The organism is Amycolatopsis sp. SID8362, assembly GCF_010550475.1.
In the GTDB taxonomy this organism is placed as follows: domain Bacteria; phylum Actinomycetota; class Actinomycetes; order Mycobacteriales; family Pseudonocardiaceae; genus Amycolatopsis; species Amycolatopsis eburnea.
In genome coordinates this window covers 1-1612 of record NZ_JAAGNB010001534.1, presented here as the reverse complement: position 1 = coordinate 1612, position 1612 = coordinate 1, and the positions used below count along the sequence as shown (strand labels likewise).

2 protein-coding genes are annotated in these 1612 nt (G+C 70.3%); both read right to left on the bottom strand.

Going from position 1 to position 1612, the window contains the following annotated elements; all coding sequences use genetic code 11:
• Positions 1 to 1029 (bottom strand): cell division protein FtsZ (gene ftsZ / locus G3I65_RS47300; protein WP_160701902.1); only part of this gene is annotated, 1029 nt, incomplete at its 3' end.
• 243 nt (positions 1030 to 1272) lie between these two features.
• Positions 1273 to 1612, bottom strand: a 340-nt coding sequence (locus G3I65_RS47295) for an anti-sigma factor (RefSeq protein WP_160701901.1), incomplete at its 5' end; no start/stop codon positions are given.

The following is a 1612-nucleotide window of genomic DNA, read 5'->3' as shown; positions in this document are numbered from 1 at the left end:
GCCGGCCGCGGCCGACGCGGTCGTCGACGACTGGCGCGAGCCGGAGCCGAAGGTCGACGGGTCGAGCTTCTTGTGGGTCGGCGCGCCGGCGTCGAACCCAGCCGCGATCACCGTGACGCGGACCTCGTCGCCGAGGGAGTCGTCGATGATCGTGCCGAAGATGATGTTGGCGTCCGGGTGCGCGGACTCCTGCACCAGCGAGGCGGCCTCGTTGATCTCGAACAGGCCCAGGTCGGAGCCGCCGGCGATGGACAGCAGGGCGCCGTGGGCGCCGTCCATCGACGCCTCCAGCAGCGGCGAGTTGATCGCCTTCTCGGCCGCCTGGATGGCCCGGCCCTCTCCTCTGGCCGACCCGATGCCCATCAGCGCGGACCCCGCGCCGGACATGACGCTCTTGACGTCGGCGAAGTCGAGGTTGATCAGGCCCGGGGTGGTGATCAGGTCGGTGATGCCCTGGACACCGGAGAGCAGCACCTCGTCCGCGGAGCGGAACGCGTCCATCAGCGAGACGCCGATGTCGCCGAGCTGCAGCAGCCGGTCGTTCGGGATCACGATCAGCGTGTCGCACTCGTTGCGCAGGGACTGGATGCCGTCCTCGGCCTGCTTGCCGCGGCGCTTGCCCTCGAAGGTGAACGGGCGGGTCACGACGCCGATGGTCAGCGCGCCCAGCTTGCGGGCGATCTGCGCCACGACCGGGGCGCCACCGGTGCCGGTGCCGCCGCCTTCGCCGGCCGTCACGAACACCATGTCGGCGCCCTTGATGACCTCTTCGATCTCTTCGCGGTGGTCTTCGGCGGCCTTCTGGCCGACCTCGGGGGCGGCGCCCGCGCCGAGGCCCCGGGTGAGTTCGCGGCCGATGTCCAGCTTGACGTCGGCGTCGGACATGAGCAGTGCCTGTGCGTCGGTGTTCACCGCGATGAACTCGACACCCTTGAGGCCGACCTCGATCATGCGGTTCACGGCGTTCACGCCGCCACCGCCGATGCCGACCACCTTGATCACCGCAAGGTAGTTGTGCGGGGGCGTCATCGAAGTCCGCCTTCCTGATCGTTGTGCCCGTACAGCCCGCCGGCGGATGATCAACCTTCAACCTCAACCGCAGATCGAGAGTTATGTCAACTGCCGACGTTAGGCAGGACGGTAGGCACCAGGCAGGCTCTAATCCAGTAGGCACGCCGTGTGTCGCAAAGGTGTTTTGCCACAACACGTTCGAGCGCGCAAGAGCGAGGAGCCGCGAGCACCGCCGGCGCCCGGTCTGCTATGGCGCCCGGCTCAAGCCGGTACGGGCATGCTCATGAGCACTTCGGTGGGCGTCCCGCTGGGCGATCCCCCGGCCTGTTCGAGGCTCACCGCCAGGTGGTCGGCGCTGCCGACGCCGTCCGCGACGACCAGTCCCCCGTCGGCCGCCGGCGCGAGCACCCCGGCCGAGCGCGGCGCGTCCGTCCCGGTGATCAGCCAGGCCTCGTAGACCTTCCCGCCCGGCTGGGCCGGCAGCCCGGCGTCCATCACCAGCACGCGGTTCAGCGTCTTGGACAGCACGACCGTCACGCCGCCGCCGGCGGGCGCCTGCCCGTGCGCGGTCTTCGCGTCCGGCGCGGCGAGCAGCGCCGCA